The sequence below is a fragment of the Blautia sp. AF14-40 genome (genome assembly GCF_003479665.1).
GTDB classification, from domain to species: Bacteria; Bacillota; Clostridia; order Lachnospirales; family Lachnospiraceae; genus Fusicatenibacter; species Fusicatenibacter saccharivorans.
This window is the reverse complement of record NZ_QUHK01000015.1, coordinates 1-25736: the sequence shown is the minus strand read 5'-3', so window position 1 is coordinate 25736 and position 25736 is coordinate 1. Positions and strand designations below refer to the sequence as shown.

Annotated in this window: 23 protein-coding genes and 1 tRNA gene; 22 read left to right on the top strand and 2 right to left on the bottom strand. The window is 50.1% G+C overall.

Translation table 11 applies throughout. The features are described 5' to 3' along the window. Window positions 1-46: 46 nt before the first annotated feature. Window positions 47-117, bottom strand: a tRNA-Gly gene (locus DWW13_RS11540). Window positions 118-368: 251 nt separating this feature from the next. On the opposite strand from DWW13_RS11540, the gene DWW13_RS11535 reads away from it, so the two are divergent. The 10 genes from DWW13_RS11535 to DWW13_RS11490 all read left to right on the top strand — a co-directional run bounded on the left by DWW13_RS11535 (window position 369) and on the right by DWW13_RS11490 (window position 10166). Continuing rightward, window positions 369-635 (top strand): 4Fe-4S dicluster domain-containing protein, encoded by a 267-nt coding sequence (locus DWW13_RS11535; RefSeq protein ID WP_022463134.1) that lies wholly within the window; start codon window positions 369-371, stop codon window positions 633-635. A 172-nt stretch (window positions 636-807) separates the two neighbouring features. Then, window positions 808-1263 (top strand): Lrp/AsnC family transcriptional regulator, encoded by a 456-nt coding sequence (locus tag DWW13_RS11530; RefSeq protein ID WP_022463135.1) that lies wholly within the window; start codon window positions 808-810, stop codon window positions 1261-1263. Between the two features lie 111 nt (window positions 1264-1374). After that, window positions 1375-2499 carry an alanine racemase gene (gene alr, locus DWW13_RS11525; RefSeq protein ID WP_022463136.1) on the top strand — a complete coding sequence of 375 codons (1125 nt, stop codon included), beginning with the start codon at window positions 1375-1377 and terminating at the stop codon, window positions 2497-2499. Between the two features lie 206 nt (window positions 2500-2705). After that, window positions 2706-3560, top strand: coding sequence for an amino acid ABC transporter substrate-binding protein (locus DWW13_RS11520; protein ID WP_118720127.1), 855 nt, complete (start codon window positions 2706-2708; stop codon window positions 3558-3560). A gap of 6 nt (window positions 3561-3566) precedes the next feature. Beyond that, window positions 3567-4214: an amino acid ABC transporter permease gene (locus DWW13_RS11515; protein ID WP_118720125.1), complete on the top strand. Its 648-nt coding sequence runs from the start codon at window positions 3567-3569 to the stop codon at window positions 4212-4214. Between the two features lie 24 nt (window positions 4215-4238). Beyond that, a complete protein-coding gene (locus DWW13_RS11510; protein WP_118720123.1) occupies window positions 4239-4997 on the top strand; it encodes an amino acid ABC transporter ATP-binding protein in 759 nt (252 codons plus the stop codon). A 167-nt stretch (window positions 4998-5164) separates the two neighbouring features. Next, on the top strand, window positions 5165-6601 hold the full coding sequence (gene purB / locus DWW13_RS11505) for an adenylosuccinate lyase (protein ID WP_022463140.1): 1437 nt from the start codon (window positions 5165-5167) through the stop codon (window positions 6599-6601). A gap of 141 nt (window positions 6602-6742) precedes the next feature. Continuing rightward, entirely contained in the window at window positions 6743-8023 is a 1281-nt protein-coding gene (locus tag DWW13_RS11500) for an adenylosuccinate synthase (protein ID WP_118720121.1), read from the top strand. Window positions 8024-8048: 25 nt separating this feature from the next. After that, window positions 8049-8741 (top strand): hypothetical protein, encoded by a 693-nt coding sequence (locus DWW13_RS11495; protein WP_022463142.1) that lies wholly within the window; start codon window positions 8049-8051, stop codon window positions 8739-8741. A gap of 27 nt (window positions 8742-8768) precedes the next feature. Continuing rightward, on the top strand, window positions 8769-10166 hold the full coding sequence (locus tag DWW13_RS11490; protein ID WP_055265793.1) for a glycine--tRNA ligase: 1398 nt from the start codon (window positions 8769-8771) through the stop codon (window positions 10164-10166). Window positions 10167-10242: 76 nt separating this feature from the next. Here DWW13_RS11490 and arcC read toward each other — a convergent pair whose 3' ends face one another. Then, entirely contained in the window at window positions 10243-11172 is a 930-nt protein-coding gene (arcC, locus tag DWW13_RS11485) for a carbamate kinase (protein ID WP_022463144.1), read from the bottom strand. Window positions 11173-11369: 197 nt separating this feature from the next. On the opposite strand from arcC, the gene DWW13_RS11480 reads away from it, so the two are divergent. From DWW13_RS11480 to DWW13_RS11425, 12 genes are all read left to right on the top strand, one after another. Continuing rightward, window positions 11370-12845, top strand: a complete 1476-nt coding sequence (locus tag DWW13_RS11480; RefSeq protein ID WP_173815161.1) for a UDP-N-acetylmuramoyl-L-alanyl-D-glutamate--2,6-diaminopimelate ligase — start codon at window positions 11370-11372, stop codon at window positions 12843-12845. Then, a complete protein-coding gene (priA, locus tag DWW13_RS11475; protein WP_118720119.1) occupies window positions 12842-15070 on the top strand; it encodes a replication restart helicase PriA in 2229 nt (742 codons plus the stop codon). The genes DWW13_RS11480 and priA overlap by 4 nt, the downstream gene beginning before the upstream one ends. 63 nt (window positions 15071-15133) lie before the next feature. Beyond that, window positions 15134-15625 (top strand): peptide deformylase, encoded by a 492-nt coding sequence (gene def / locus DWW13_RS11470; protein ID WP_055219778.1) that lies wholly within the window; start codon window positions 15134-15136, stop codon window positions 15623-15625. Between the two features lie 27 nt (window positions 15626-15652). Continuing rightward, window positions 15653-16624, top strand: coding sequence for a methionyl-tRNA formyltransferase (gene fmt, locus DWW13_RS11465; protein WP_118720117.1), 972 nt, complete (start codon window positions 15653-15655; stop codon window positions 16622-16624). Window positions 16625-16710: 86 nt separating this feature from the next. After that, a complete protein-coding gene (locus tag DWW13_RS11460; RefSeq protein WP_022463149.1) occupies window positions 16711-17406 on the top strand; it encodes a zinc metallopeptidase in 696 nt (231 codons plus the stop codon). After that, window positions 17396-18763 (top strand): 16S rRNA (cytosine(967)-C(5))-methyltransferase RsmB, encoded by a 1368-nt coding sequence (rsmB, locus tag DWW13_RS11455; protein WP_306665733.1) that lies wholly within the window; start codon window positions 17396-17398, stop codon window positions 18761-18763. The genes DWW13_RS11460 and rsmB overlap by 11 nt, the downstream gene beginning before the upstream one ends. Window positions 18764-18766: 3 nt before the next feature. Then, window positions 18767-19807 (top strand): 23S rRNA (adenine(2503)-C(2))-methyltransferase RlmN, encoded by a 1041-nt coding sequence (rlmN, locus tag DWW13_RS11450; RefSeq protein ID WP_055219785.1) that lies wholly within the window; start codon window positions 18767-18769, stop codon window positions 19805-19807. Window positions 19808-19837: 30 nt separating this feature from the next. After that, on the top strand, window positions 19838-20581 hold the full coding sequence (locus DWW13_RS11445; protein WP_022463152.1) for a Stp1/IreP family PP2C-type Ser/Thr phosphatase: 744 nt from the start codon (window positions 19838-19840) through the stop codon (window positions 20579-20581). Beyond that, on the top strand, window positions 20575-22842 hold the full coding sequence (gene pknB, locus DWW13_RS11440; protein WP_117760488.1) for a Stk1 family PASTA domain-containing Ser/Thr kinase: 2268 nt from the start codon (window positions 20575-20577) through the stop codon (window positions 22840-22842). The genes DWW13_RS11445 and pknB overlap by 7 nt, the downstream gene beginning before the upstream one ends. Before the next feature lie 2 nt (window positions 22843-22844). Continuing rightward, window positions 22845-23729, top strand: coding sequence for a ribosome small subunit-dependent GTPase A (gene rsgA / locus DWW13_RS11435; RefSeq protein ID WP_055219788.1), 885 nt, complete (start codon window positions 22845-22847; stop codon window positions 23727-23729). Window position 23730: 1 nt separating this feature from the next. Continuing rightward, entirely contained in the window at window positions 23731-24414 is a 684-nt protein-coding gene (gene rpe, locus DWW13_RS11430; protein ID WP_022463156.1) for a ribulose-phosphate 3-epimerase, read from the top strand. 34 nt (window positions 24415-24448) lie between these two features. Then, on the top strand, window positions 24449-25102 hold the full coding sequence (locus DWW13_RS11425; RefSeq protein ID WP_147398326.1) for a thiamine diphosphokinase: 654 nt from the start codon (window positions 24449-24451) through the stop codon (window positions 25100-25102). The last annotated feature ends 634 nt before the right edge of the window (window positions 25103-25736 follow it).

Below are 25736 nucleotides of genomic sequence, written 5' to 3'. Positions count from 1 at the left end.
GTACTCCACCCCTGAGCCACTCGCGCATATACATCCTTTTGGATGAAGCGGGTGATGGGAATCGAACCCACGTATCCAGCTTGGAAGGCTGGTGTTCTACCATTGAACTACACCCGCAGATGATGGGCACTGATTTTTTTCTCTGTCTTGTTGACTGCCGTGCCTCACTGACAAAACGTATTCTACAGGAAAGATGAGAAAAAGTCAACCCCTTTTTTGAAAAAAATTAAAAAATTTTCAAAACACTGAAAAAGGAGAAAATTCAGGGTGAAAGGGGCGTGAAAATGTCCGCAAAGATCAGCCTTGTTCCAGAACGGGAAATGTACTATAATAGAAAAACGGAAAAGCAAAAAAGGGGGAATTTCCCTATGCAGGAAAATGGAACAGAACTTCTGGTTTGCTGCACCGGTTGTCAGAGCTGTATGCCGTGCATGGTAAAAATCAACATCCCGGGTTTGTTTGCGCTTTACAACCGGACAGCGACGGAAGGCGTCGAAGCGGTTCGTGCAGAGTATGAGCGTCAGGACAAACGTGCCGATGACTGCATCAACTGTTATCGCTGTGAAAAGCAGTGCCCGCAGCACCTCGGGATCGGCATTCTGATGCAGGATATTGCAGAAACCTTCGAAGAATAGAAAAACCGGTATCTGTGCAATTTAAAGAAAAATTCTAATCTTTCTATAAAATATTTTGGGAAAAACTGGACTTATCTGAAAAATTTGATATAATAGAAAGGTAGTGACAGGGAAATTTTATGCTAAAATCTGGAAAGAAGAGCCCTGTCAATTCTTATGGGAGGAAAAATACATGGATGCCATTGATTATAAGATTCTGAAGATATTGCAGAAAAATGCCCGCGAGACGGCTTCCAATATCAGCAAAGAGATTCATTTATCGGTTTCTGCAGTCATCGAGAGAATCCGTAAAATGGAAGAAACCGGAGTGATTAAAGAATACACCATTATTGTAGACGAAAAGAAAACGGGAAATGAGATGACCGCGCTGATGGAAGTCAGCCTGGAGCATCCGAAGTTCTTTGACAGTTTTGCAGATGCGATCCAGAAACTGGAGTACATCGTATCCTGCTATTATCAGACCGGAGATTTTGATTTGATTATCCGCATTTCCTGTCACTCATCCGACGAACTCGAAGAAATCCACCGCCAGGTGATGAGCCTTCCGGGCGTCGATGCGACAAGAACGCATGTAGTGCTGAAAAATGTAAAAAATATCTATTCCGCCATCCGCAGACCGGACAAATAAAAACCGGCACAGCCGGAATCTGATACGAGAGCGTGTCTGAAAATAATCCGAAAGAGTTTTCAGGCACGTTTTGGCGTCTCAGAAAAAGTACGGAAAGAAAGAAGGAAAAAAGTGAACAGATACTTACGCTGTTATGCAGAGATTTCACTCGAAGCGATCGGGCATAACATCAGAGAAGTGAAAAAAAGACTACCGGAGGGCGTGAAACTCCTTGGCGTTGTAAAAGCGAACGCCTACGGCCACGGTGCCGTTCCGGTAGCATCCTATCTGGAAAACCAGGTTGATTATTTTGCAACCGCAACCATCGAGGAGGCTGTCGAGCTCAGAGAAAACGGCATTTCCGCGCCGATCCTGATTCTCGGCTACGTGTCCCCGTCCCAGTACGGCGACCTTGTGGAATACGACATCACTCAGACGATCGACAGCTACGCACAGGCACTTGCCCTCGAAAAAGAGGCAGCACGCCAGAACCGGAAAGCAAAAGCACACCTCGCGGTCGATACCGGCATGACGCGGATCGGCTTCCAGGTGACAGAGCACGATGCGGATGAGGCGGCAAAAATCGCGGATCTTCCGCACATCGAGCTGGAAGGTATGTTTACGCATTTCTCCTGCGCCGATCAGGAAGACAAGACGTACTGTTCGATGCAGATGGAAAAATATGATAAGATGACGGCACTTTTAGCAGAGCGCGGCGTGACGATTCCGCTTCGCCATATCTGCAACTCCGCCGGAATCATGGAATTTGACGATCACCGCTTTGAGATGGTGCGTTCCGGTATCATCACCTACGGCATTTACCCATCCGAGGAGGTAAAAAAAGAGCGCCTCGATCTGATCCCGGCGCTTTCATGGAAGAGCCATGTCATCCATGTGAAGGAAGTCGGCCCGGGCATCGGCGTCAGCTACGGTGCCACGTATGTGACCGAGAAACCGATGACACGGATCGCAACTGTTTCAGCCGGCTATGCAGACGGCTATCCGAGAGCTCTCTCGAACCAGGGCTGTGTGCTGATCCACGGGAAAAAAGCACCGATCATCGGAAGAATCTGTATGGATCAGATGATGGTGGACGTGACCGACATCCCGGATGTGCAGGTGGAGGACGTTGTAACGCTTGTCGGAACCGACGGGGATGAGACCATCACGATCGAAGAGATCGCCAACCCGGCGGCACGTTTCGATTACGAGATGCTCTGCGATATCAGCAGCCGTGTAACAAGGGTTTATAAATAGTTATCCAAAATAGAAAAATCAAAGTCTCCGAAGACGGAAAAAAGCAGAATTTGCTGACCGTTTCGGAGACTTTTTTGTGTTGGAACAGGTTTTCTGGATTATTTAACCGGTGCGGGTTGACAGGCGGTGCCGGAGTATGGTAGGATACCAATTAGTTTAGCGTAGTACAGTGATAACATGATCACGTAGAAAAGGAGAAGATTATTATGAAAAAGAAAATGGTTAGCATTTTGACAGCAGCCTTTTGTGTATCTGCCCTGCTGGCTGGCTGCGGCTTTGCAGACACAGCAAAAACATCTGCCTCATCAGCAGGAGCCGCATCCTCTTCCGCAGACGGAACGACAACCTTTACCGTGGGCTTCGATGCAGAATACCCGCCGTACGGCTACATGGACGATGAGACCGGCGATTACACCGGATTTGACCTGGAGCTCGCCGAGGCAGTCTGCGAGATTTACGGCTGGAAGCTGGTAAAAACCCCGATCAACTGGGATGCGAAAGATACCGAGCTGAATTCTGGTGCGATTGACTGCATCTGGAACGGCTTTACCATGAACGGCAGAGAGGACGATTACACCTGGTCCGATCCGTACGTGGACAACAGCCAGGTGATGGTCGTATCTGAGAATTCCGGCATCAACAGCCTGTCCGATCTGGCAGGAAAGACGGTTGGTGTGCAGGCAGCATCCGCAGCACTCGATCTTTTACAGAGTGAGGAAGAAGGCGGTCAGAAAGAACTCGCCGATACTTTCACCGCTCTGCAGCAGTTCCCGGATTATAACAATGCGTTTGTAGAGCTTCAGGCAGGTTCCATCGATGCGGTTGCCATGGATATCGGCGTTGCCAAATATCAGCTGGAAAGCCGCGGAGAAGGATACAAAATCCTCGACGAGCACCTGAATTCTGAGAAATATGCGATCGGATTCAAAAAAGGAAATACCGAGCTCTGCGATAAAGTAAACGAAGGCCTGCAGCAGGTTCTGGCCGACGGAACATTCGACAAGCTCGCAGAAAAATACGGAATCGCAGACATGGTGTGTCTGGAGAAAAAAGGAGAGTAAAGCAGCATGAAGTTGTCCATAATTCTATCACAGCTTAGTACCGGAATGGCGGGAACGATCTCGATATTTGTCCTGACGCTCGTATTTTCCCTGCCGCTCGGTCTGCTGATCGCCTTCGGGCGTATGTCGAAAAACCGGATTGTGAGCGGAATTTTCCGGCTCTATATCTCCCTGATGCGCGGCACGCCTCTGATGCTGCAGCTCATGGTGGTTTACTTCGGACCGTTCTATCTGTTCGGTATGAACATCGGAAAATGGCGCTTTCCGGCGATTATCACCGGATTTGCCTTAAACTACGGCGCCTATTTTGCAGAAATCTACCGCTCCGGCATCGTTTCGATGGATCGTGGACAGTACGAGGCAGCAAAGCTTCTTGGTTATTCGAAGGGACAGACGTTTGTCCGCATTATTCTGCCGCAGGTTGTGAAACGGATTCTGCCGGCGATCACCAATGAGGTGATTACGCTGGTCAAGGATACGTCGCTGGCCTTTTCCATTTCCTATGTGGAAATGTTCACGATCGCAAAACAGATCGCGGCGGCCAAGACCACGATGGTTCCGTTCGTCGCCGCCGGTATTTTCTACTACATCTTCAACTTTGTCGTGGCGTGGGTGATGGAATTTTTGGAAAAGAAATTTTCTTATTATCATTAACTATAGAAGAGAGCGGAAAACGATATGATTTATCTGGAAATGAACCATGTAAAAAAGAGCTTTGGGGATCTCGAAGTGTTAAAAGATATTTCCCTCAAAGTAGAAGAGGGCGAGGTGCTCTCGATCATCGGCCCGTCGGGATCGGGAAAATCGACACTGCTGCGGTGCGCGGCAATGCTTGAAACGATGGACGGCGGTGATCTGGCGTACCTTGGCAAGCAGGCAGTTACAATGGAAAACGGAAAATCCGTCTATACGAAGCCTGCCGTACTACGGAAAATACAGGAGAATTTTGGAATGGTATTCCAGAGTTTCCATCTGTTTCCTCATTATAATGTTATGAAAAATCTCTGCGATGCGCCGATCCATGTACAGAAGCGGAACCGCGCGGAGGTGGAAGCACAGGCGGAAGAGCTGCTTGGAAAAATGGGTCTGACCGGAAAGGAAAAGGCGTATCCGTGTCAGCTTTCCGGCGGCCAGTGTCAGAGAGTTGCGATTGCGCGCGCGCTGATGCTGAAACCGAAGGTGCTCTTTTTCGATGAGCCGACATCGGCACTCGATCCGGAGCTGACAGGCGAAGTTTTAAAGGTCATCAAATCTCTTGCGGAGATGAACATGACGATGGTGATCGTTACCCACGAGATGAATTTTGCCCGGGAGATTTCCAACCGCGTCATCTTTATGGACCAGGGCGTGATCGCCGTGGAAGGAACGCCGGACGAAGTCTTCGATTCCGAAAATGCCAGAATGCAGGGCTTTTTGGGAAAATTTCGTGAGAAGTAACGACGTTGCACTTGCCTAAAAAAACAACATGCGTTATACTAGAGCGTGGTTGAAACGTATTTCAAACACGCTCTTTATACGTCCCGTTCTGTTTTTGGGGATGAAAAAGAGCGGGGATAAAAGAGAAACCGAATACACATTTTGACAAGAAAAGGAGAATCGTGTCTATGAGCGGAACTGACAGATATGTAAGCCCTCTTTCCGAACGTTATGCAAGCAAGGAGATGCAGTACATCTTCTCCCCGGATATGAAATTCCGTACCTGGAGAAAGTTATGGATTGCGCTGGCTGAGACAGAAAAAGAACTGGGACTTTCTATTACAGATGAGCAGATCGAAGAACTGAAAGCAAATGCCGAGAACATCAACTACGATGTGGCAAAAGAAAGAGAGAAAGTCTGCCGTCATGACGTAATGTCCCATGTGTATGCCTACGGCGTACAGTGTCCGAAAGCAAAAGGAATCATCCATCTGGGAGCAACCAGCTGCTACGTAGGCGACAATACCGATATCATTGTCATGAACGAAGCCTTAAAGCTGGTGAAGAAAAAACTGGTGAACGTTATCGCTGAGCTGGCAAAATTTGCGGATACCTACAAAGACCAGCCGACCCTTGCCTTCACCCACTTCCAGCCGGCACAGCCGACCACCGTCGGAAAACGTGCAACCCTGTGGATGCAGGAGTTCTTAATGGACCTTGAAGATCTCGAGTACGTACAGAGCACCTTAAAGCTGCTCGGCTCCAAAGGAACAACAGGCACACAGGCAAGCTTTTTAGAGCTGTTCGACGGAGATCAGGAGACCATCGACAAGATCGATCCGATGATCGCTGAGAAAATGGGCTTCAAGAACTGCTATCCTGTTTCCGGACAGACGTATTCCAGAAAAGTCGATACGAGAGTATTAAACGTTCTGGCAGGCATTGCGGCAAGCGCAACAAAATTCTCCAACGACATCCGTCTTCTGCAGCACTTAAAAGAAGTTGAGGAGCCGTTCGAGAAAGGACAGATCGGATCTTCCGCCATGGCATACAAGAGAAATCCGATGAGAAGCGAGCGTATCGCATCCCTGTCCCGTTATGTGATCACCGATGCATTAAATCCGGCCATCACCTCTTCTGTACAGTGGTTTGAAAGAACCCTCGATGACTCTGCAAACAAGAGACTTTCCATTCCGGAAGGCTTCCTTGCCATCGACGGTATCCTGGATCTGTGCATGAACGTCGTAGACGGACTTGTGGTTTATCCAAAGGTTATCTTAAAACACATGATGGCAGAGCTTCCGTTTATGGCAACCGAGAATATCATGATGGATGCGGTGAAAGCAGGCGGCGACCGTCAGGAGCTGCATGAGAGAATCCGCGAGCTGTCCATGATCGCCGGAAAACATGTCAAAGAGGAAGGCCGCGACAATGATCTTCTGGATCTGATCGCAGCGGATGAGATGTTCCATCTGACCAAAGAAGAGCTGGAAAAGACGATGGATCCGTCCAAATACACAGGCCGCGCATCCGTACAGGTTGACGCATTCCTGAAGAACGTAGTCAATCCGGTGCTTGAGGCAAACAAAGAGGCACTTGGCATGACTGCGGAAATCAACGTCTGATGCGTTTGATAAACAGAAATAATAAAAAAACAGATTTTATAAGTAATCATAAGTTTTACTTATGAGAAAAACATGGTATACTATGCATGAACGGCCGAAGCAAAGAGGCCGCAAGTATACGTTGAATTAGGAGGATGTCACATGATTAAGGCAGTAGTAGGAGCAAACTGGGGAGACGAGGGAAAAGGTAAGATTACCGATATGCTCGCAAAAGAGGCAGACATTATTGTCCGTTTCCAGGGTGGTGCGAATGCAGGCCATACCATTGTAAATAACTATGGAAAGTTTGCACTTCATACCCTTCCATCCGGCGTATTTTACAGCCACACAACAAGCGTAATCGGAAACGGTGTTGCACTCAACATTCCGGTTCTGATCAAAGAGTTAAATGAGATCATTTCGAAGGGAGTGCCGGCACCGAAGATCAAAATTTCCGACCGTGCACAGATGGTAATGCCGTACCACATCCTGTTCGACCAGTATGAGGAAGAGCGTCTGGGCGGAAAATCCTTTGGTTCCACCAAATCCGGTATCGCTCCGTTCTACTCAGATAAATATGCAAAAATCGGTTTCCAGGTAAACGAGCTGTTCGACGATGAGCACCTGAAAGAGAAACTGAAATCCGTATGCGAGACCAAGAACATTCTGCTCGAGCATCTGTATCACAAACCGCAGTTAAATCCGGATGAGATCTATGCAGAGCTGATGGAATACAAAAAAATGGTTGAGCCATACGTATGCGATACTTCCGCATTCCTGTGGAACGCTGTTCAGGAAGGCAAGGAGATCCTGCTTGAGGGTCAGCTTGGTTCCTTAAAAGACCCGGATCACGGAATTTACCCGATGGTAACTTCTTCTTCCACACTGGCCGGCTACGGCGCAGTAGGAGCAGGTGTTCCGCCATATGAAATCAAGAAAATCGTAACCGTATGCAAAGCTTACTCCAGTGCAGTAGGAGCAGGTGCTTTCGTTTCCGAGATCTTCGGCGATGAGGCAGATGAGCTCAGAAGACGCGGCGGAGACGGCGGAGAGTTCGGTGCAACCACAGGCCGCCCGAGACGTATGGGATGGCTCGACTGTGTTGCTTCCCGCTACGGCTGCAGAATGCAGGGCACAACCGATGTAGCATTTACCGTACTTGACGTTCTCGGATATCTGGACGAGATTCCGGTTTGCGTAGCATACGAAGTAGACGGAAAAGAAATCCACGATTTCCCGAACACCAGCATTCTTGAGAAAGCAAAACCGGTTCTGAAAACCCTTCCGGGATGGAAATGCGATATCCGCGGCATCAAGAAATACGAGGATCTGCCGGAGAACTGCAGAAACTACATCGAGTTTGTAGAGAAAGAAATCGGATTCCCGATCACCATGATCTCCAACGGACCGGGAAGAGACGATATCATTTACCGCAATAAATAATTTAGGCGGTTTTTAGAGGATTTTTATGAAAAAAGCAGGACAGCTTCTCGCAGTTCTGACAGCGGCTTCCGTGCTGCTGTCGGGCTGTGAGAAGTTAAAAGATGTGACAACGACATCTGTCTATGTGAGCAAAAATGGTGTTGTGACAGAAGCCATTGTGGAAGATTACAGCAAAGACGATGATTACACGGAAGACGAACTGAAGGTCTTTGTGGAGGATGACATCAAAAAATTCACAGAGGAGCGCGGCGATGCGGATTCCGTGAAGCTGGAAAAATGCCAGATCAAAGAGGACAAGGTGGAGATCCGGATGGAATACGGAGATTACCAGTCCTACGCGGATTATCACGGAGCAGAATTTTTCGCAGGCACGCTGGATGAGGCAGAAGAAGCGGGATATGATTTTTCCGCTTCCTTTGTCGATTCTAAAGGCAATGAGGTTTCAGTCGAAGATGCGGTCAAAGGCGTTAAGCATGTACGCGTGATTGTCTGCGAGGAGCCGCTGGAAATCGTAACGGAAGATCCGGTGCTCTGCGTTTCCGGTACAGCCGTGATCAAAGGAAAAAACACGGTGGATACGGCCGGCGAGTGGACCACAAAGTCCACAGAGAGTGCTTCTGCGTCATCATCAGAGCAGACTAAGACAGAAGAAACAGAGCAGGAATATGAGCAGGACGTTCTTCTTGCCAGTCCTGTTATTGTTGTTTATGGTAAGTAAACAAATAAAATAGAGGAGTAACTAACTATGGAAAAGACAATGGACAAAATTGTGGCAGTAGCAAAATCCAGAGGTTTTGTATATCCGGGTTCCGAAATCTACGGCGGCCTGGCAAATACCTGGGATTACGGCCCGCTCGGTGTTGAGCTGAAAAACAACGTGAAAAAAGCATGGTGGCAGAAATTCGTGATGGAGAGCCCGCACAACGTAGGTGTTGACTGCGCGATCCTGATGAACCCGCAGACATGGGTAGCTTCCGGTCATCTCGGCGGATTTTCCGATCCTCTGATGGACTGTAAAGAGTGCCACGAGCGTTTCCGTGCAGACAAGCTGATCGAAGACTTCTGCGAGGAAAAAGGCATTGAAATCGAAGGCGGCAGTGTAGACGCATGGTCCCAGGAAGAGATGAAGAACTTCATCGAGGAGCATCAGATTCCGTGTCCGTCCTGCGGAAAACATAACTTTACCGATATCCGTCAGTTCAACCTGATGTTCAAAACCTTCCAGGGTGTTACAGAGGATGCGAAGAACACCGTATATCTTCGTCCGGAGACTGCACAGGGTATCTTCGTAAACTTCAAAAACGTACAGCGTACTTCCAGAAAGAAAATTCCGTTCGGAATCGGTCAGATCGGTAAATCTTTCCGTAACGAGATTACACCGGGTAACTTCACCTTCCGTACCCGTGAGTTCGAGCAGATGGAGCTGGAGTTCTTCTGCGAGCCTGGCACTGACCTTGACTGGTTCCAGTACTGGAGAGGCTTCTGCATCAACTGGCTGAAGAGCCTCGGCATGAAAGACGAAGAGATGCGTGCAAGAGACCATTCTCCGGAAGAGCTGTGCTTCTACAGCAAGGGAACAACCGATATCGAGTTCCTGTTCCCGTTCGGATGGGGCGAGCTGTGGGGAATCGCAGACCGTACCGATTACGACCTGACCCAGCATCAGAATGTATCCGGACAGGATATGACCTATTTCGATCCAGAGAAGAACGAGAAATACATCCCGTATGTTATCGAGCCGTCTCTTGGTGCTGACCGTGTCGTTCTGGCATTTCTGTGCAGCGCTTATGACGAGGAAGTTCTCGACGCAGAGAAGAATGATGTTCGTACTGTGATGCATTTCCATCCGGCACTGGCACCGGTAAAAATCGGTGTGCTTCCGCTTTCCAAGAAGCTGAACGAGGGCGCTGAGAAGGTCTTTGCAGAGCTGTCCAAGAAATACAACTGCGAGTTTGATGACCGTGGAAATATCGGAAAACGGTATCGCCGTCAGGATGAGATCGGTACTCCGTACTGCATCACCTACGACTTCGATTCCGAGACCGATGGTGCTGTTACCGTCCGTGACCGTGACACCATGGAGCAGGAGAGAATTAAAATTGAGGATCTCGATGCTTACTTTGCAGATAAATTTACTTTCTAATCTGGTTTTTTAGTCCGGAAAAAGAGTAGAAAAAAAGGATTCCCACTCGCGGGAATCCTTTTTTGTATACTTTGTATTACTCGATAATCGTACCTGTTTTTCCTTGGAATCCGGCGAGTGCAGAATCAATGGAAGTGATGACTGCGGTACGGCCGATGCCTTTCTCGAGGAAAGAAACAGCTGCTTCCATCTTCGGCAGCATGGAGTTTTCTCCGAACTGGCCTTCTGCGATGTATTTCTTCGCGTCAGCAACGGTGATGTGCTCCAGCGGTTTTTCGTCCGGGGTACCGTAGTTGATGGAAACGTTTTCCACGCTGGTCAGGATCATCAGCATGTCTGCGTTCAGCATTTCTGCCATCAGGCCGCTGGTGAGGTCTTTTTCGATGACTGCGGATGCACCCTTTAATTCTTCATTCTGCGGGAGAACCGGGATTCCGCCGCCGCCTGCTGCGATGACAACCTGTCCGGCATCGAGAAGAAGACGGATGGAGTCGATCTCTACGATATCCTGCGGCTTCGGAGCAGCAACGATTCGGCGGTAGCCGTCCTCGGTTTTCGTTACGTAGTTTCCTTTTTCTTCCTCTGCGTCAGCCTCCTCTTTGGTAAGCGTACGGCCGATCAGTTTGACCGGATTGTTGAAGGCATCGTCGTACGGATCTACTTCAACCTGTGTAAGAATCGTGGATGTGGTTTTGAAGATTCCCCTGCGGAGAAGCTCAGCACGGATGGCGTTCTGCAGGTCGTAGCCGATGTAGCCTTCGCTCATAGCGGAGCAGACAGACATCGGGGCTGCGCTGTAGTCGGTGTGCATTTTGCCGAATTCATTCATCGCCATGTGGATCATGCCGACCTGCGGCGCATTGCTGTGGGTGATGACAACATCAGCGCCGGCAGCAACGAGATCTGCGATTACTTTTGCGGAACGTTTTACGGCTGCTTTCTGTTCCGGCAGCGTCGTTCCAAGAGCTTTGTGTCCCAGTGCAACAACTATTTTTTTTCTTTTCATTGGAAGATACCTCTCTTTGCAGTTCATAGATTTTGATACGAAAAAACCAGGCATCAATATAAAACTATTATAAAGTTTATGGGGGCAAAAATCAAGAAGAAACCGACATTGCGCACATTGAAATGTTTTTCGGACTATGGTATTCTATAAAAGTATCTGAGTCGTAGGGATTTGAAACGTGAAAGGGAGGTCCCGGCATGAAAAACATGCGCACGTTACGAAAACGGATCGCATATCAGCTCCAGCAGGGCAGTCTGGATGCGGAAGTTACAGGAATTACATGCGACAGCAGAAAAGTACAGCCGCAGAACGTGTTTGTCTGCATCCGCGGAAACAGGATGGACGGGCACGTATATGCAGAAGAAGCAGTCGAGAGGGGCGCTGCTGTCCTGGTTGCGGAGCGGGAACTGGAAGGGATTCCGGAAAAGGTAACCGTACTCGTAGTAAAGGACAGCAGAGAAGCACTCGCACAGCTTTCCTGTGCCTGGGAGGACGATCCGGCGCAGCACCTTGTGACAATCGGAGTGACCGGCACGAAGGGAAAGACGACGACTGCATATATGATTTACGAAATCCTGCGAAAAGCAGGGATCCGCGCAGGACTCATCGGAACGATCGAGACGAGGATCGGGGAAAAAAGCATTCCGTCAGAAAATACAACGCCGGAGCCTGTTGTGCTGCAGAAGCTGTTTTCTGAAATGATGCGGGAGGGCTGCACCCATGTTGTGATGGAGGTTTCCTCGCAGGCGGAAAAACAGCACCGGTGTGATGGAATTACGTTTGATTACGGTGTGTTCACCAACATTGGAAACGACCACATCGGCGCCGGGGAGCATGCATCGTTTGCAGAATACCTGTCCTGCAAAAAGAAGCTGCTTCGCACCTGCAGAACCGGAATTGTAAACCGGGATGACAAAAGGTTTCCGGAGATCATAAGGCAGAGCACCTGCCGTCTGGTGACATTCGGATGCAGGGAAAAAGCTGATTTTATGGCAGCAGATGCAGCACTCGATCAGGCGCCCGGCGTGCTCGGTGTCTCATACCGGGTGCAGGGCGCAGCGGATTTTCCGGTACGGGTAGATCTGCCGGGTCTGTTTTCCGTTTCCAACTCGCTTGCCGCCATTGCGGTCTGCGCGCAGATGGGAATCCCGGAAAAGGCGATGCAGGAGGCACTTTCCACAGTCCGCGTCCGTGGGCGGTGTGAGGCAGTTCTGGTGTATCCGGAAATGACGCTTCTCATTGACTACGCACACAATGCGATGAGCCTCGAAAGCCTGTTAAAGACACTGCGGAAATACCATCCGAAGCGCCTGATCTGTCTCTTCGGCTGCGGCGGAAACCGCGCGCGGGACCGGAGATTCCAGATGGGAGAGGTGTCGGGGCGTCTGGCGGATCTGACCGTTATCACCTCGGACAATCCGCGGGATGAGGAACCACAGGCGATTCTGGACGATATCCGGACGGGAATCGGGAAAACAGAAGGCGCTTTCGTTGAGATTGCAGACCGTAAGGAGGCGATCCGGTATGTGATCGAAAACCGGCAGCCGGGCGATCTCGTGGTGCTCGCGGGAAAAGGCCACGAAACGTATCAGATCCGGAAGGGGAAACGGTACGAGATGGATGAGCGCGTGCTGATCCGGGAAATACTGGAAGAAAGTAAGGGGAATGTATGAGCAGCGTTTACGCTGATGTAATCGTAGACATCACAAATGAAAAACTGGACCGGACCTTTCAGTACAAGGTTCCGCCGGAACTGACAGGGGAGATCGGTCCGGGAACGGCGGTACAGATTCCGTTTGGAAATGGAAACCGCACGATCACCGGCTATGTGCTTTCCGTCGGAAACGAGCCGAAATATCCGCAGGACCGGATGAAGGCCATCCTCGCGGTACAAAAGGATGCGGCGACTGTAGAGACGAAGCTCATCGCGCTCGCCGCGTGGATGCGTCATACGTACGGATCGACGATGATCCAGGCGTTAAAGACGGTGCTTCCGGTCAAAGTAAAGGCGCGCGGGAAAGAAACCCGCGAAATTGCGCTTCTTGCAGATCCTGCGAGATGTGAGGAGCTGCTGGAAAACTACAGAAAGAAAAATTATAAAGCGAGAATCCGTCTCTTAAACGCGCTGCTGGCCCAGCCGGTTCTTCCAGGGCCGGTTGTGAGCAAGGAACTGAAAATCACGGCAGATACGCTGCACGTGATGGAAGAGCAGGGCGTGTTGGAAATCCGCCGTACGAGCACCTGGAGAAATCCGGTATCTGATGCGGCAGGAAGAACAACTGCGGGAAAACCAAACGAACAGCAGCAGGCCGTGGTGGACGGCATTCGAAAGGAATGGGAAGGGCAGAACCGCCCCTGCCTGATCCGCGGTGTGACGGGAAGCGGCAAAACGCTCGTCTATATGGAGCTGATGGAGCAAGTGCTGAAGGAAGGAAAACAGGTGATCGTGCTGATCCCGGAGATTGCGCTGACGTATCAGAACGTGGAGCGGTTCTGCGCACGGTTTGGAACAAGGGTCACGGTAGTCAACTCGCGGATGACACCGTCCGAGCGCGCCGACCAGATGGAGCGCGCGCGGCGCGGGGAGGTCAGTATTATGATCGGTCCGCGTTCCGCACTCTTTGCACCGTTTCCGGATCTGGGGCTGATCGTAATCGATGAGGAGCATGAAACCTCCTATAAAAGTGAAGTGACGCCGCGCTACCATGCAAGGGAGACCGCTGTGCGCCGTGCCGGGCTGGAGCATGCCCATGTGGTGATGGGTTCGGCAACGCCGTCGGTGGATGCTTCTTACGCCTGCGAGACGGGAGCGTACGCGCTGTTCCGGATGGATGCGCGGTACGGAAATGCAGCACTTCCGTCCGTATGGATCGCGGATATGCGGGAAGAATTACAGATGGGAAACCGTTCGATTCTGTCCGGAAAACTGCGGGAAGAGATCGAAAAACGGCTTGAAAAAAAGGAACAGGTTGTACTGTTTCTGAACCGCAGAGGCTATGCGGGCTTCGTCTCATGCCGTGCATGCGGCCATGTGATGAAATGCCCGCACTGCGATGTATCACTGACAGCACACAATAACGGAAAGCTCGTCTGCCATTACTGCGGTTATGAAACACCGCAGGTACATGCGTGCCCGTCGTGCGGTTCCCCGTACATCGGCGGCTTCCGTGCCGGCACACAGCAGATCGAGCAGAACGTGAAAAAGCTGTTTCCAAAGGCACGCGTTCTTAGGATGGACGGCGACACGACAAAAACGAAAAACAGTTATGAAGAAATCCTGTCCTCATTTGCGGCAGGGGAGGCCGATATCCTGATTGGAACCCAGATGATCGTAAAAGGCCACGATTTCCCGAATGTCACGCTGGTGGGAGCGCTGGCGGCGGATCTCTCCCTGAATGCAGTCGATTACCGTGCCGGGGAGCGTACGTTCCAGCTGCTGACGCAGGCAGTCGGCCGCGCCGGAAGAGGCGAAAAGCCGGGAATGGCAGTCATTCAGACGTACCATCCCGAACATTACAGCATTCAGACGGCGGCAGAGCAGGATTACGGGACATTTTACGAGAAAGAAATGGACTACCGCCGTCTGATGGGATATCCCCCGGCGGCGGAGCTTCTGGCGATCCACGGAGCCGGGGAGGATGAAGCGCATCTGGCGCAGGCGATGGAATACATTCGCAGATATCTCATCCGCATCCGGGGAAACCGCGAAGTCCAGATCATCGGCCCGGCAAGTGAGGCAGTGTCGAAAATCAATGACCTGTACCGCATGGCCGTGTATGTACGCGCGCCGCAGGAAGAGGTGCTGGCAGAGCTGCGGGAAAAACTGGAACGGTATATCGAGATTAACAAAGGCTTCCGTACCGTTTATTTACAGTTCGACTTCAGCAGAAAGTATTAGTTTTTTCATACTATTTACACATAGATTATTTATAATAGAAGAGCAAAAGAAAGGAAAAGAATTATGGCAATCAGAGAAATCAGAGTCGTAGGCGACCGCGTATTAACGAAAAAATGCAGACCGGTGGAGAAGATGACACCAAGAATCAGCGAGCTGATCGACGACATGTTTGACACCATGTATGAGGCAAACGGTGTCGGCCTTGCCGCACCGCAGGTCGGCATCTTAAAGAGAATCGTAGTCATGGATGTGGACGGAACCCCACATCTTCTGATCAATCCGGAAATCCTGGAGACTTCCGGAAGCCAGACAGGAGCAGAAGGCTGCTTAAGCCTTCCGGGAAAATCCGGTACAGTAACCCGTCCGAATTACGTAAAGGTAAGAGCGCTGGACCGCGACATGCAGCCGTTTGAACTGGAGGGAACCGAACTTCTTGCCCGCTGCATCTGCCACGAGTGTGATCACCTCGACGGACATATGTATACAGAAAAAGTAGAAGGCGAACTCTGGGACAACACGTACGATGAGTATGAGGAGTACGAGGACGAAGAGTAAGTCTTAAAATAAAGGAGATGACTTCAGATGAAAGTGGTATTTATGGGAACCCCGGATTTCTCCGTGGGAACACTTGAGGCACTCGTGGAGGCCGGTTATGAGATCACAGGCGTTGTGACCCAGCCGGACAAACCGAAGGGCCGCGGAAAACAGATGATGCCGACACCGGTGAAAGAGGCAGCCGAAAAACACGGCCTTCCGGTCTATCAGCCGCGCCGCGTGCGGGATGCAGAGGCGATCGAGGAGATCCGGAAAATGGAGCCGGATGTGATCGTTGTCGTTGCATTCGGCCAGATTATTCCAAAAGAGATTTTGGACATGCCGAAATACGGATGCATCAACGTTCATGCATCCCTGCTTCCGGCTTACCGCGGAGCAGCGCCGATCCAGTGGGCTGTCATGAACGGCGATGAAGTGAGCGGCGTAACCATTATGAAGATGGATGAAGGCCTCGACACAGGCGATATGCTGACGAAAGTGGAAGTTCCGCTTGCAGCAGATGAGACCGGCGGCAGTCTCTTTGACAAGCTCGCCGCAGCCGGAGCAAAACTTCTGGTGGAGACACTTCCAAGACTTGAAAAAGGCGAAGTGACACCGGAAAAACAGCCGGAGATAAGCACTACAGAGTATGCGCGGATGATCAAAAAAGAAGACGGAAAGATCGACTGGACGAAGAGTGCCGTTGAGATCGAACGTCAGATCCGTGCGATGAGCCCGTGGCCGAGTGCTTTTACAAAAGTAAACGGAAAGAACCTGAAAATCTGGGATGCCAAAGTCATTGCCATGTTCGGCGGCGATCTGTTTTCGAAAATTCCGGGACAGAATCCGACGAAGAGTGCCGGAAAAGTCTGGGTGGCAGATGAGACAGGTCTCCATGTAAAGACGGGAGACGGCATTCTGGTGATCGAGGAGCTGCAGCTCGAAGGAAAGAAACGGATGAAAGCCGCCGATTTCCTGCGCGGCTATGCGATCGAGCCGGGTACCAGGCTTGGCGAATAAAAGAGAAAAAGCAACCTGAAGTTGAGGCGGGGAACGGCACAGCGGTGTGATGGCTGCTGTGCCTGAGAAAAAAGGAGAAAAACGATATGGGACTTTTTTATGACAGTACGTATCTGCTGGTGATTCTTGCCGCACTGATTTCCATGGCGGTATCCGCCCGCATGAACACGATTTTCAGCAAATATCAGACCGTCCGCTCGTACAGCGGCATGACGGGACGCGAGGCGGCGATGCGCATTCTGCATCAGGCCGGCATCTACGATGTGACCGTCCGCCACGTATCCGGTAAACTGACCGACCACTATGATCCGCGGACAAAAACCGTGAATTTATCGGATGCGGTTTACGATTCAACCTCGGTCGCAGCGATCGGCGTCGCAGCGCATGAGTGCGGCCATGCCGTACAGCACAATACGGATTACGTGCCGCTGAAAGTAAGAAGCGCCATTGTTCCGGCAGCGAACCTTGGATCCCAGCTTTTCTGGCCGCTGTTCCTGATCGGACTGATTTTCAGCCTTCCGATGCTGGTAAAAGCCGGGATCTGGCTGTTTGTGCTGGCACTGGCATTCCAGGTGGTAACACTTCCGGTCGAGTTCGATGCGTCGAGAAGAGCATTAAAAATGCTCAGTGAGGGCGGTATGGTGACAGAGACGGAACACGACGGAGTCAAGAAAGTACTCTGGGCTGCAGCCATGACATACGTGGCCGCGGTGATCGGTTCTCTGCTGCAGCTGCTCCGGCTGCTGATTTTATCCGGAGCATTTAGGAGAAATGATGACTGATACAATCAATACAAGAGAGCTGATTATGAACATTCTGCTTGAGATGGACAGGGAGAAAACGCCCTGCCATCTTGCTGTAAGGGACGCCCTCGATAAATACCAGTTCCTGCCGCGGCAGGACCGTGCGTTTATCAAGCGGGTCTGCGAGGGAACCGTGGAATACGGCATCCAGAATGACTACATCATCAATCAGTATTCCAAAATCAAGATCAACAAATGCAAGCCGGTGATTCGTGCGATCTTACGGATGTCGGTGTACCAGATCCGTTTTCTTGACGCAGTACCGGATTCGGCAGTCGTCAATGAGGCGGTGAAACTGGCGGAAAAGAAGCATTTTTACAACTTAAAGGGCTTTGTCAACGGCGTTCTGCGCACGATCGTGCGGGAGAAAGATCATCTGCCGATGCCGAAGGAGAACAATACTACGCAGTATCTTTCCGTGAAATACTCCATGCCGGAATTTCTGGTTGAGGAGTTCGTATCCCAGTACGGAAAAGAAACGGCAGAAACGATGATGGCGGATTTCCTGAAAGAAAAACAGGTGACGATCCGTATCAACCGCTGGAACAATACGATCGAGGAGACGAAGAAAAGCCTGGAAAGCCAGGGGGCAGAGCTGGAAAAAGCGCCGTATCTTGGCGAGGCGTTCTATCTGAAAAACTTTGAGACGATCGCATCACTGAATGCCTTCCAGGAAGGCCGGTTCCAGATTCAGGATGTGAGCTCCATGATGGCGGCGCATCTGGCGGATCCAAAGCCGGGTGACCAGGTGCTGGATCTCTGCGCGGCACCGGGCGGAAAGAGCCTCCATGCAGCAGATAAAATGAGAAATCAGGGATGCGTGGAAGCGCGTGATCTCACCGAATACAAGGTCGATCTGATCCGGGAAAATGTGCAGAGAGCAGGTGTTTCCTGCGTCGTGCCGAAGGTAAAAGATGCGGAACAGCTCGATGCGGAATGGATCGGAAAAGCGGACGTTGTGATTGCAGACCTGCCGTGCACCGGATACGGCGTCATCGGCAGAAAGCCGGATATCAAATATTACGCTTCAAAAGAAAAAGAAGAGGAGCTGGTACGGATTCAGCGGGCAATCCTTGCAAATGCCGCATCGTACGTAAAGCCGGGCGGCACACTGCTGTACAGCACATGTACCGTCAACAGAAAAGAAAACGGCGAGAATGCCGCATGGTTTCTGGAACAGTTCCCGTTTGAAGCAGTCAGTCTGGATGAACTGCTGCCGGATGAGCTGAAAAGCGGAGAAACGGCCAAAGGACAGCTGCAGCTGATCCCGGGGGTACACAAGACAGACGGATTTTTCCTTGCAAAATTCCGGAAAACAGAGGAAGGACGGGCGTAACAGATGGATATTAAATCAATGACCTTAGACGAATTAAAGGACGCCTGCCAGCAGATGGGAGAAAAGCCGTTCCGTGCCAAACAGTTATACGACTGGATGCATCATCGTCTGGCGGGCAGCTACGATGAGATGACGAATCTCTCGCTTGCCTTCCGGGAAAAATTAAAGGAACAGTATCCGCTTACCTGTCTCGAAAAAGTGCAGGTGCAGGAGTCCAAAATCGACGGAACGAGAAAATACCTGTTCCGCCTTAGCGACGGCAACGTGATCGAGAGCGTCTGGATGAAGTACCACCACGGAAATTCCGTCTGCATCTCATCCCAGGTCGGCTGCCGGATGGGCTGCCGCTTCTGCGCGTCCACAATCGGCGGACTCGTGCGGTGCCTGACTCCGTCGGAGATGCTCGACCAGATTTACCGGATTCAGGAGGACACCGGGGAGCGGGTCTCCAATCTGGTTGTCATGGGAACGGGTGAGCCGATGGACAACTACGACAATCTGGTGCGCTTCGTGCGGCTGCTTTCGAGCCAGGAAGGACTCAACATCAGCCAGAGAAACATCACTGTTTCCACCTGCGGAATCGTGCCGAATATGTACAAATTGGCAGATGAGGGACTCCAGATCACCCTGGCACTTTCCCTTCATGCGCCGAACGATGAAAAGCGCCGCGAGCTGATGCCGATTGCCAATAAATATTCTATTGATGAAATTCTCGATGCATGCCGCAATTACTTTGCAAAAACAGGCCGTCGGATTACATTTGAGTACTCTCTCGTTGGCGGGAAAAATGACAGCGAAGCCGATGCAAAAGAGCTTTCCGCGCGGATTTCGGATATCAACTGTCATGTAAATCTGATCCCGGTCAACCCGATCAAAGAGCGCGATTACGTGAAATCAACGAAAAAAGTCGTAGAGAATTTCAAAAATAAACTTGAAAAATACGGAATTAATGTTACTATTAGAAGGGAAATGGGCGCCGATATTGACGGAGCCTGTGGACAGTTAAGAAAAAGTTTTATCGATAAATCAAACGAACAGCCGTAAAAAGCGGCTGTCAATACAGGAGAAAAAAGCATGAAGGTATTTTCTGCAACCGATATCGGACAGAAACGGACGATGAACCAGGATTTTGTGTTTGCCTCCGCCTCTCCGGTCGGAAACCTTCCGAACCTCTTTGTCGTTGCAGACGGCATGGGAGGCCATAACGCGGGCGATTTTGCTTCGCGTTACGGTGTTTCTGTACTGGTGGAATCTGTAAAAAGAGATACGAATTTCAACCCGGTGCGGATCATTCGGCATGGAATTGAAGCAGCAAACAGCCAGATTTTTGAGCAGGCAAAACGAGATATATCCATGGAAGGCATGGGTACGACGATGGTAGTAGCTACGGTTGTCGGCAACTATGCCTACGTTGCAAACGTAGGAGACAGCAGGCTGTATCTGGCAGCAGATGGCACGTTTGACCAGGTGACGCAGGACCATTCCCTGATCGCAGAGATGGTGCGCCTTGGAGAACTCACTCCCGAGCAGGCGCGGAATCACCCGGACAAAAACATTATTACCAGAGCAGTAGGCACACAGGATACCGTAAAGATTGATTTCTTTGACATTCAGCTTGAAGAGGGCAATCAATTGGTGATGTGCTCGGACGGTCTTTCCAACATGGTAACGGATGAGGAGATTTTCGAACTCATCTGCCGAGAAGACGGTGAGGACAAGGCGAAACGTTTAATTGATAAAGCAAATGCAAATGGCGGCAGAGACAATATCGCAGTCATTGTCGTTGAACCATTTACAAACGAGGTGAAAGAATGTTAAAAGAGGGCGTTATTTTAGGAGAACGATATGAGATCATAAGCCGGATCGGTTCCGGCGGTATGGCTGATGTCTACAAAGCAAAAGACCACAAGCTGAACCGCATGGTGGCCGTCAAGGTTTTAAAACCGGAATTCCGGGAGGATAAAACCTTTATCCGCAAGTTCCGCACGGAGGCACAGGCCGCAGCAGGACTGTCCCATCCGAATATTGTAAACGTGTACGATGTCGGGGAGGACCGCGGCGTTTACTATATCGTCATGGAGCTTGTCGAGGGAATTACTCTGAAGGATTACATTGACCGCAAAGGAAAACTGAGCGTAAAAGAGGCAACCAGCATCGCCATTCAGGTTTCCCTCGGTCTTGAAGCAGCACACAACCGCAATATTGTACACCGCGATGTCAAACCGCAGAACATCATCATTTCCACAGACGGAAAAGTAAAACTTTCCGACTTTGGTATTGCAAAGGCAACTTCTTCCAATACGATCAGTTCGAACGTTATGGGAAGCGTACATTACAGCTCTCCGGAGCAGGTGCGCGGCGGATATTCGGACTATAAGAGTGATATCTATTCCCTTGGTATCACCATGTACGAGATGGTAACCGGAAGAGTGCCGTTTGACGGCGATACCACCGTTGCCATCGCAATCAAGCATCTGCAGGAGGAGATTGAATCTCCATCCAAATATACCCCGAACCTTCCGTTCGCACTGGAGCAGATCATCTTAAAATGTACCCAGAAGAGCCCGGACCGCCGTTACAATAACATGGCGGAGCTGATCGACGACTTGAAGCATTCGCTGATGGAGCCGCAGGGCAATTTCGTAAAAGTAACTCCGTTAAGTTCTCACGCCGAGACTGTTATGGTATCCGCAGAGGAGTTAAGCCAGATCCGTTCCGGCGCAGCAGCAAAGGCAAATGCGCAGACGGCAGAGGAGCCGGCCCGCAAGCGCTACAGCAAGATCGAGGATGAGGAAGAGGACGAAGATTACAGCTACGAGGACGAAGAAGACGAGGATGAGGACGAAGAAGAGGATGACCGCGATTCCTACGATGAGGATGACGACGATTCCTACTACGACGATGACGACGACGATGACAAAGCCGGAAACAAACTCGAAAAGATCATCACAATCGGCGGTTTTGCGATTGCAGCCATCATCATCTGCATGCTGATCTACTTTATTGCACAGGCAGCCGGCATTGTCGGCGGAAAAGGACCGACCGCAGCTTCTTCCAGTTCCGCATCATCTTCGAGCAGCACGGAAGTTGTTTCTTCCAGCAGCAAAGAAGAGGAAAAAGTAACCGTTCCGGATCTGACCAACAAAACCGAGGCAGATGCCGTCGATCTGGCAAACAGCCTGAACCTTGGTGTAGTCAACGGCGGAACCGAGGCATCGGATGTCATTGAGGCAGGAAAGATCTGCCGCCAGGATCTGAAACCGGGAACGAAAGTCGATAAAAATGCAACGATTACGTATTATGTAAGCTCCGGAAAAGAAACCGTAACCATTCCGACCGGCATTGTTGGAACACAGAAAGACGCTGCAAGTGCTGCACTGACTCAGCTGGGACTGCAGGTTTCCACAACAGAGGATTTCAGCGATACCGTTGCAGAAGGCTTGGTTATTTCCGTTGACCCGTCAGAGGGAAGTCAGGTTGCGCCGGAATCTACCGTTACGCTGGTGATCAGCAAGGGATCCAAGGACGCGGAAGAAATTGCAATCCGTGATGTAATCGGCCTGGATGAGGAGACAGCAAAATCAATCCTGAGCGATTTCAATATTATTGTGAAAACAGGAACCAGCAGCAAGGTGGCCGAGGGCGAAGTCATGGAGGTTGACCCGGCAATCGGAACCAAAGTAAAGAAAGGTTCTGACGTTACGATTTATGTCAATAGCCCGAGTGCACAGCCAACGACGCCGGATGAGAATACACCGACCCCGACACCGGCAGAGCCGGGCGCAAATACCGCTACGGATGTTACCTGGTCCTGCAGCCAGACCTTAAGTGCGCCGGATCAGTATCAGGGTGGTATTGCAAAAATTGAGCTGATCCAGGATGATGGGAACGGAAACGAGACCTCCATCACCATCATGGACGGACAGGCCATTACGAGCTGGCCGTATTCTGTCAACACCAACTGGAGTGCTTCATCGTCTGCTTCTTCTACCGGAAGAATCGTCTTCTATGAGATGGATTCGAGCGGAAGTTATCAGGCAATTGCACAGTACCAATCGGTTCCGTTGAGTGAAGGGTGAGTATGACAGGAAAGATTATGAAAGGAATTGCCGGATTCTACTACGTAGACGTAGAAGAATCCGGCATTTATGAGTGCAAAGCAAAAGGAATTTTCCGAAAGGAAGGCCAGAAACCGCTCGTCGGAGATCTTGTGGAAATCGAGATTCTGGATGAAGCGGAAAAAACAGGAAATATGACCCGGATTCTGCCGCGAAAAAATGAACTGATCCGTCCGGCAGTGGCCAATATCGATCAGGCGCTTGTGATTTTTGCGCTGGAAAATCCGACCCCGAACCTGACGCTTCTGGACCGTTTTCTTGTGATGATGGAACAGCAGAACGTTCCGACGGCAATCTGTTTCAATAAAAGAGATCTTGCGGGGGAAGATTACACAGACCATCTGCGAAGCGTCTATGAGAACTGCGGTTACCGTGTCTTTACGGTGAGTGCAGCGAAAGAGCAGGGCATGCAGGAAGTGGAAGCATACCTGAAAGGGAAAACAACGGTGGTAGCCGGTCCGTCCGGCGTCGGAAAATCTTCGATCACAAACCGGATGCAGAAAGAAATCCAGATGGAGACCGGAGAGATCAGCAAAAAGCTGAAAAAAGGAAAACACACGACGCGCCATTCCCAAATGATCCCGATCGACCATGAGACGTATCTGTGCGATACGCCGGGGTTCAGCTCGCTTTATACAACCGATATGGAAAAAGAGGAGCTGAAAAACTTTTTCCCGGAATTTCATCCGTACGAAGGAAAATGCCGTTTCCTCGGCTGCATCCACGGAAAAGAGCCGGGCTGTGCCGTCAAAGAGGCACTGGAACAGGGAAATATCAGCAAAGAAAGATTTGAAAACTATACCATGTTCTATGAAGAACTGAAAGAACAGGAAAAGAGGAGATACTAGCATGAGCCGAGTATATCAGTTGGCACCTTCTATTTTATCCGCAGACTTCAACCGTCTCGGAGAACAGATCCAAAGGGTAGAGAAAGCAGAGTGCCGGTGGCTTCATATCGATATTATGGATGGAATGTTTGTACCATCCATTTCGTTTGGAATGCCGGTGGTAAAGTCGATCCGAAAAGAAAGCAGTCTGTATTTTGATGTTCATATGATGGTAAAGGACCCGGAGCGGTACGTAGAAGAATTTCAAAGCTGCGGGGCGGATATGATCACGGTTCACGCGGAGGCATGCCGCGATCTGGCAGAAACCGTGAAAAAGATTCATGAAACAGGCGCAGATGCCGGAGTTGCCGTAAATCCGGATACGCCGCTTTCTGCGGTTACGGACGTGATGGATCAGGTAGAAATGATTCTGATTATGAGCGTTTATCCTGGCTTCGGCGGCCAGAAGTATATCCCGGAGTCGACGGAGAGAATCCGTACGCTCCGCAGAATGCTGGATGAAAAGGGACTGGAGCATGTGCACATTCAGGTCGATGGCGGCATCAACCGCGCGACCATCGATGAAGTCCTTGCGGCAGGTGCCAACATCATCGTGGCAGGCTCTGCTGTATTTGGCAGCAACATCGAGCAGAACGTGCGCGAGCTGCAGGAAAAAATTTCTTCATACAGCAAAAAGGCAGAATAAGATACAAAAAGACAGAAAAAAGAGGCAGGGAAACGTGAGAACATGTATTATTTCGGGAGGGATGATCGAACCGGATTTTGCCTTCCCATATCTTCAGAAACAGCAGTTTGATATTATCCTGGCAGCAGACCGGGGACTGGAGTTCTGCTACCATTACCAGATTATGCCGACGTATATTCTGGGAGATTTTGACAGTTTATCTCCGGAGATTTTAAATTATTACAAGGAGAACCATGTCGCACCGATCCGGGAATTTAATCCCATGAAGGACAATACGGACACGGACATCGCATTTCAGCAGGCGATTGTTCTGGGAAGCAGTGAAATCACGATCCTCGGAGCAACAGGGGGAAGACTCGACCATTTCTTAAGTATTGTGCAGAACCTGAAAACGGCATGGGAGAAGAAAATTCCGGCTTACATCGTAGACAGCCGCAATCTGATTACGATTCCGGTGGAAACTTCGTTTGAAATCCGGAAAGAAGAGCAGTTCGGAAAGTACGTTTCGTTCTTCCCGCTGGAAAAGGAAGTCGCATCCATCACCCTGGAGGGCTTCGCCTACCCGCTCGACCATCACTGTCTGCCGAATACTTCGGGTGGTCTGTGCGTGAGCAATGAGATCGTCGAGGAGACCGCGCATGTATCGTACGAGGGCGGCATTCTTCTGATGGTACAGTCAAGAGATTAAAATCCATTGAAATCAAAGAGCCCGTGTGCTATAATTTATAGTTGCATTGGGCTCTTTTTGTGCATAAAAAGAACCCGAACAGAAAAAGAAGCGAAAAATAAAAACAAAGGAGATATAGATTACTATGAAATTAGGAATCGTTGTAAATTAGCCTTTTTTCATAAATCTATATACCTCAATAAAAGTCCGTAAAACCGCATGGTTACAAGGTTTTTTGAAATTGCAAGTTTATAAAACTTCATGCAAAATCATATAGTTTCATGCCATTTGGGTGTAGAAATGGGTGTAAAAAGATAGTCGAAAACCGGAGTCCAACGCATTTTATGTATTGCTAAACGGGCATACAGATTTCTACGGATAGAACCATATAGCATGATAGAACAGAAGTTAAAAAATTATAATGTACCGCATACAGCGGCGTTTCTTCACTCCTACACAGGGGAATAGGAACGCCGCTATTTTTTTACCCTCATGTTACGCAGTAGGGGCAAAAAGAGCCTTGCTACATAAGGCTTTGCGGGTGCGGTTTTCACAGGGTAAGGGATTGATACCTAAAACCTCAAAATCGCTGTTCTACTGCGTAACAAATATGAAGCAAAGGAGTTGATGAAGCTATGGCAGTTTTCCGCGTGGA